The sequence below is a fragment of the Xenorhabdus anantnagensis genome, from assembly GCF_028598555.1.
In the GTDB taxonomy this organism is placed as follows: domain Bacteria; phylum Pseudomonadota; class Gammaproteobacteria; order Enterobacterales; family Enterobacteriaceae; genus Xenorhabdus; species Xenorhabdus anantnagensis.
This window is the reverse complement of record NZ_JAQRFN010000054.1, coordinates 1-5,769: the sequence shown is the minus strand read 5'-3', so window position 1 is coordinate 5,769 and position 5,769 is coordinate 1. Positions and strand designations below refer to the sequence as shown.

Here is a 5,769-nt window from a genome sequence, read left to right as displayed (position 1 = left end):
ATGGTTGAGCAGGCGATGGGACTAGGCAGTATCAAGCGTTGAAAGAGCGCGGCAGGAAGTGAGTTCGCACCTCATTTCTGCCGCTCACCATAAGCAACTAATAGGAGTTGAACATGGCTAAGGCGCATTCTAAGCAAAACCGGGCGGTAAATAAAGCCGCCAAAACAGAACGTTATTACACCGTGGGATACGTGCCGCAAAATGACAAGGCCAGCGCCCCGCCCGCGATACATCTTAAAGGGCAGTGGCTTAAGGCAGCCGGTTTTGATATCGGCGGCACACTCACCGTGAAGATTATGGACGGCTGTCTGGTGCTTATTCCTGACAGCGATGAGACCCAAAGCATTAAACAACAGTACCAGCGCCAGCAAGACCAGCTCAGCGAAATTAAGCTGCGAATGCGGGAGCTGATTGGTGACTACAAAAGCTGCTAAGGGCAGGGACTGAGCAGCTCTCAAAAAAGAAGGCCGGAAGATCACGAAGATCTTTCCGGCATTTATTTAGTTAATTTCTAATGGTGGTGAATAATGCTCCATAATATATACATCATTCACATCGCATTCTGGATAAATCCACTTACTCCAATTAGATATTATCCATTCTTTCTTTAAAGCTACTTTATCTATATGTTCGCTCTCATTGGGTAATTGAATTAATAATAATCCTGCTTTATGCCCAGTAGATACAACAAGTCCATGGCGAGAATAGTCATCGGGAATATTCACCACTAAAAGATCCACAAAATCTTCATATGGCCAGACAGCAGGGAATCTGAATACACATCCTCTAGATATACTGTCAGATTTATAATCAACAAGTTTTATCATAATTATTTTACCTTTAAATCATGTCCGCCACTTTTATCAAAACTATTAGGGATATCATTTAATTTCATATCTACTTCACCTAAATGATTTCCTCGTTTTTGAGCAACTTTTTCAAATCGTCCATGTTGTGTATCAACAGAATAATAATATTTATCATCCTGATATATTATTCTTCCCTTATTTAATTTCTCGATGTTTTTGGCTCTTTTCCAGTTGTTTTCTTTGGCTACACTTTCTGCCATTTCTCTTACTACCGGAACTCTTTCTTGTACAGGTAAGCGAACAAGGCTTTTTTCAAACTCTGCAACTGTTTGACCATTAGGTAAAGTAGGGCATTTTGTTAGCCCGAAAGGGTCAACAAAATTGACCGGATTATGCACGTAACCGTAAGGATTAAACCCACCCAGCAGCCCGATGGGGTCTTAGGGAAGGTTCAGATGTGGTTATACTTTTTTAAGCGATTTTTTCCTTGATTATCAGCTTATTAAAGAACCCTTTTTACCCGTTTCGCTCACGCCCACGAACCTAAAACGCCGATGTGCGTTTTTGGCCTGTTTTGAGACTTTGCTCCGGGGCGCTTTTGCCCTGCTACCGCTGTAAGCTGTTGTGCAGTATAGCGCCCCTTTTTCCTTGTGATGGGCTGAAGAGCCTGATTTTGTGCGGTTTTTCACTTTCGGCAACGGGCGAACGCCGACCAGCTTGTCTGGGCGGTGGGTGCACGTTCTGCGGGTGCGGGCGGCATAGAGCCTGCAAGCGGCGCCCTGCGACGCTCGGGATCACCGATGTTTCAGATGGAGCACGGCTTTGCATGACCGCACCGTGTTTTCAAGGGAAGCCCCCTACGGGGGCTGCACGGGGCGGAGATGGCGAGCACGGCAGCGACTGCGAGCCGCGCGCAGCCAGTGCAGCAGGGTTGGGGCGGGGGAGGTAAATTAACGGAGGCCGCAGGCCGACCTGCCTACAGCGTTGTTGGCCTGACGATGGCACGGCAGCTAAAGAAGAACGCCGATTTTTGCCGAGGACTGGCTCCGGTGCTGACAGCAGAAGGCACAGCCTTGTGCGCCACACCCGGCGATGCTGACCAGCGGGGGCGCCAGACATAATGTTAATTATACGCATTAAGCCGCTCATTGATGCTCAGGCGGTTACCCTTGCTCATCGGCGCAGTGCGTATAATTCCCCCACATTATGTTGAGTGGGCTTTGGGCGGCCTGCACATTCTTAACGGGGACACCGTGGCTCAGGCCGCCCATTGCCCACGTACCCCCGCGAGCACCGAGGCTGACGGGCAGTCCGGCCACGGTCTGCCCCCGCACCGCTCCCAGCGAACTCAACGGGGACGATCGGGCTGTCCGGTGCGCGGTAGTGTCGGTTCGGTGTCCAGCTCTCCGCTAGCACGGCCTGAACGGCTCTTCGGTGCTTCGGTATGATTATCTGCTTCTGAGAATGCCGGATGCTCACGCTCGGCCGGATGGGTCTGGCTGTGCACCTGCTTGAGCTGTTTGATAGCGACTCGCGTATACACTTGGGTGGTATTGAGTTTTTCGTGTCCCAGCATCGCCTGGATATGGCGGATATCGGCCCCGTTGTCCAGCATCTGGGTCGCCATTGAATGCCGGAACAGGTGACAAGCGCCCGGCTTGTCTAGTTGAGCCTGCTGCCGGATGGCTTTCGCGGCGATATGCGTCAGGTGCCCCGGGCTGAGCGGCCTGCCCTTTTGCGAGATAAACAGATAACCGCTGTCATGACTTTCTGCCAACTGTGGCCGGATCTGTATCAGATAGCGTTTCAGCCAGCCCAGCGCCCGCTCGCCGATGGGGACAACCCGGTCTTTATGGCCTTTGCCCTGATTAACCACCACCGCCCCGCGTTCGAAGTCGATATCCCCCCGCCGGAGCTGGCGCAGCTCCATGCGCCGGATGCCGCTGCTCCAGAGGATCTCCAGCATTACCCGGTTGCGCAGCCCCAACACACTGGGATCATCAAGGCTGTCCAGCACCTGCGCGGTTTCCCGCTCACTCATAATCTGGGCGGGTAATCGTTTCTCTTCTTTCGGCAACACCAACTGTTCGGCCGGGTTGTAGAGGATGTGATGACGTTGCAGTAACCAGCGGAACCATAACCGCAGTGTGCCCAGACGTTCACGCTGGCCGTTATTGCTGTAAGGCTGACCGTCTGCCTTGCGGTAGGCACGCAGATAACGCTGCCAGCTTTCCAGCAACCCCAGCGTGACCTGTGCCGGATACTGCACGGTGCGCTGTTCGCACCAGTCCACGAAGGGCAGCAGCCGTTCCCGGTAGCTTTCCCGCGTGCGCGGGCTTTTTTGTGTTTCTTGAGTAAATTATGGTTTACGTTGCGTAGCTTTCCCGCGTGCGCGGGCTTTTTCCCTGTGCGGCCTGCGTATCAAGGTACGCTTCCAGTTGCTGGCGTAAGGTGGCGAGCAGGGGATTATGTGGGCTTGTCATCGGATTCTCCTTCTTTTTGTTGTGTGGGTAGCAGAGGGGGCTGTACGGCCGGATGGGATTGATTGAAGTGGCCGGAACAGTGTTTTTTGGCTGATGCCGACCACTTTGATGGGAAGCCTTGCAGTCTCTGCCTTTGCCGGGATTGAGCTATCCCGACTGCCTGCCGACAACAGGCCGACTGGCAGGCGACCGATTGAGCTTTAACCCCGACCGGATAACGTCATACTGCCCGCTCAGGGAACAATAAGGCCACTCAGGTGGGCGGCCTCGCTGTCTGCCCCGTCGAACAGCAGTTCATAGACGAACGTCAGGCCGCGACGGTGCAGCAACAGGTATTCCATTTCGACCAGTCGTGAGAGATGCACCTTGAGCTGGGTATCGCCCCACTGCACCGCATCCCGTAACTGTTTGCGGGTAAACAACATTTCGTGGCGGAGCTGGCCGCTGTTTCTGACCCACGTCTGTATCAGCAGCAACAGCCTGCGCGTCTGCGGCGGCATTTCGTCCAGCGTCCGGCCTAAGATGTCGTGCGCCAACTGATTGGCGAGCCGGATATCGTCTTTGGTCACTTCGATATATTCCAGCGTTTTCCCGCGATGCTCTGCTGTCTTGATGTCCCGCTGGTACTGGTGCAACAGCGCAATACTCTGAATGAGCGTCAGGTATTTCATATGGTCACGGCGGGTGCGGGTTTTGTCTGACATAAAGGTCAGTTGGTGCGCATACGGATTGACCACATTCAGCGGTTTCAGCAGCCGCTGGGCGTTCTGGTGAAGTTGCATCAGATAGTCCCGCTCGTTCTCGGCCAGCAGGCCTTCGAGCGTCTGCTTCTGGCGCTGTAACGCATGGATCGCTTCGGTCTGCTCGCGGGATTCATTCACCGTCAGCACCAGACAGCGGTTCAGTAATTCTTCATCCACATCAATGGCGGTGGTCGTTAACATCAGCATCACCGGGCCTTTCACGGTATAGCTTTTGGTCACCAGATTGCCTGTGGCTTCATCCTTGCCCGTGCTGGCCATCGTCAGCTCGCCGTCACTTTGCAACAACTTCAACGCATAAGCCGCCTGCCGCACGCCTTCTTCTTCCGCTATCGCTAAAATCTTATGCTGGAGATGGGTTTCCCCCAGATAGAACAGACTCTGCCCGGTCATGGCGCTGTATTGTACGCGCTCTTCTTCCGGTATCAGGTTCAGCACGGCGTCCATTAATGACGATTTTCCGGCGGCGCTGCTGCTCTGGATCAGAACGGCTAAGGGTTTGGACAACTTTCTGCTCACCGCCGCCAGATAGCCCGCAAGCAGATTGGTGGATTCGCCGACCACGCCACAGGCCGCTAAGTCTGCGGTGATCTGCGTAGTCAGACAGGGATTTTCCAGCAACGCCAGTGCCGCTTCTCGCTCGGTCAGGCTCATTTCCGCTGCTTTGTGTTCCGTGTCCGATGCCGTCTGTTGCTGCCCCTGTTCGGCAGCCAGCAACACCTGCCCCAGTGAACGCCGCAACTCAGCCTCTCCCAACCCCAGTTCGGTGGCGGCCAGTCTGGCATAGCTGTTGCGGCTGCGGGCACTCATCAGGTCAACCCCGTCGGCGAACAGGACGCCGCTTTGTTTGTCCAGTACCTGCGCATTGAGTTTCATCGCAGCAGCGCCGGCTTTTACTGCGCCCATGCCCCGTAAGCACCATTGCAGTGTGCCGATTGAGATAAGCAACTCGCCATGGTCACCCGACTCACAGACCACGCCCGGTGCCACATTGGGCGCGGGTTCAGCCGCTAAAGAAGAAGCCACTTCTGGCACAGTGACGGAGTCAACGGCCGAACGCTCAACGGTCACCATACCTGCCACCTCCTGCATCGGCACTGCGCTCTCAAGCAGCAGAGTAAAGGCCGATCCCGGCTCCGCCATCTGGCACAGATAGCCGTTCGCATCCCTCTCCGGCGGGAACACCACGCGCAGCGGCGTGATCCCTTTGGCGGCCAGCGCGGCCGCCAGTTTCACCGCCGCCTCATTGCCTGCCTTGTCATTGTCGAACGCGATCAGCACCTGCTTAATGCCGTATTGTTCAACCGCCTGCCAGTGGTCTGCGGTGACGCCGTTCACGCCATAGGCGGCGGTGACATTACGATGACCGGAGACCCAGAACGACATCGCATCAATGAGGGATTCACACAGGATGAGGGATTTGCAGGCACTCAGCGCCGCTGCATTCCAGACCCCGCTATGTTTGCCCGGCAGATAGAGATGTGCGGCCGTGCCGCCGCGCAATCGCTCGCCGATTTTACGCCCGTACAGTTCCCGCACCTGCCCCTCAAGGTCGATCACCGGCACAACCAGCGAGCCGACAAAATGTTCATGCCCTGACTCCCGCATGATGCCTGATGCCCGCAAGCGGCGGCGGATTTCCTCACCTGCCTTGAGTTTTTTGGCGGGCAGGCGATACCCCAGCGTGCGGTTGGCAAAGCCCAGCTTAAACTGCGC

Annotated in this window: 8 protein-coding genes and 1 pseudogene; 3 read left to right on the top strand and 6 right to left on the bottom strand. The window is 55.1% G+C overall.

Going from position 1 to position 5,769, the window contains the following annotated elements:
* Positions 1-113: 113 nt before the first annotated feature.
* Entirely contained in the window at positions 114-434 is a 321-nt protein-coding gene (locus PSI14_RS19415) for a SymE family type I addiction module toxin (RefSeq protein ID WP_273577624.1), read from the top strand.
* Positions 435-500: 66 nt separating this feature from the next.
* Here the strand turns inward: PSI14_RS19415 and imm45 are convergent, their stop codons facing one another.
* From imm45 to PSI14_RS20345, 3 genes and pseudogenes are all read right to left on the bottom strand, one after another.
* Entirely contained in the window at positions 501-827 is a 327-nt protein-coding gene (imm45, locus tag PSI14_RS19410) for an Imm45 family immunity protein (RefSeq protein WP_238125225.1), read from the bottom strand.
* A gap of 2 nt (positions 828-829) precedes the next feature.
* Complete coding sequence (locus tag PSI14_RS20105; RefSeq protein ID WP_306309354.1) at positions 830-1,069, bottom strand: colicin E3/pyocin S6 family cytotoxin; 240 nt, start codon at positions 1,067-1,069, stop codon at positions 830-832.
* 87 nt (positions 1,070-1,156) lie between these two features.
* Positions 1,157-1,249, bottom strand: a pseudogene (locus PSI14_RS20345) (RHS repeat-associated core domain-containing protein); the annotation flags it as partial.
* Between the two features lie 386 nt (positions 1,250-1,635).
* Between PSI14_RS20345 and PSI14_RS19400 the strand changes: the two are divergent.
* A complete protein-coding gene (locus tag PSI14_RS19400) occupies positions 1,636-1,758 on the top strand; it encodes a hypothetical protein (protein ID WP_273577622.1) in 123 nt (40 codons plus the stop codon).
* Positions 1,730-1,930: a hypothetical protein gene (locus PSI14_RS19395; protein WP_273577621.1), complete on the top strand. Its 201-nt coding sequence runs from the start codon at positions 1,730-1,732 to the stop codon at positions 1,928-1,930. The genes PSI14_RS19400 and PSI14_RS19395 overlap by 29 nt, the downstream gene beginning before the upstream one ends.
* Positions 1,931-1,972: 42 nt before the next feature.
* Here PSI14_RS19395 and PSI14_RS19390 read toward each other — a convergent pair whose 3' ends face one another.
* The 3 genes from PSI14_RS19390 to PSI14_RS19380 form a co-directional block, all read right to left on the bottom strand.
* Complete coding sequence (locus PSI14_RS19390) at positions 1,973-2,128, bottom strand: hypothetical protein (protein WP_273577620.1); 156 nt, start codon at positions 2,126-2,128, stop codon at positions 1,973-1,975.
* Between the two features lie 29 nt (positions 2,129-2,157).
* Positions 2,158-3,102 (bottom strand): site-specific tyrosine recombinase XerC, encoded by a 945-nt coding sequence (gene xerC / locus PSI14_RS19385; protein ID WP_370688896.1) that lies wholly within the window; start codon positions 3,100-3,102, stop codon positions 2,158-2,160.
* Between the two features lie 423 nt (positions 3,103-3,525).
* A partial coding sequence (locus tag PSI14_RS19380) for a toprim domain-containing protein (protein WP_273577619.1) occupies positions 3,526-5,769 on the bottom strand: 2,244 nt, incomplete at its 5' end.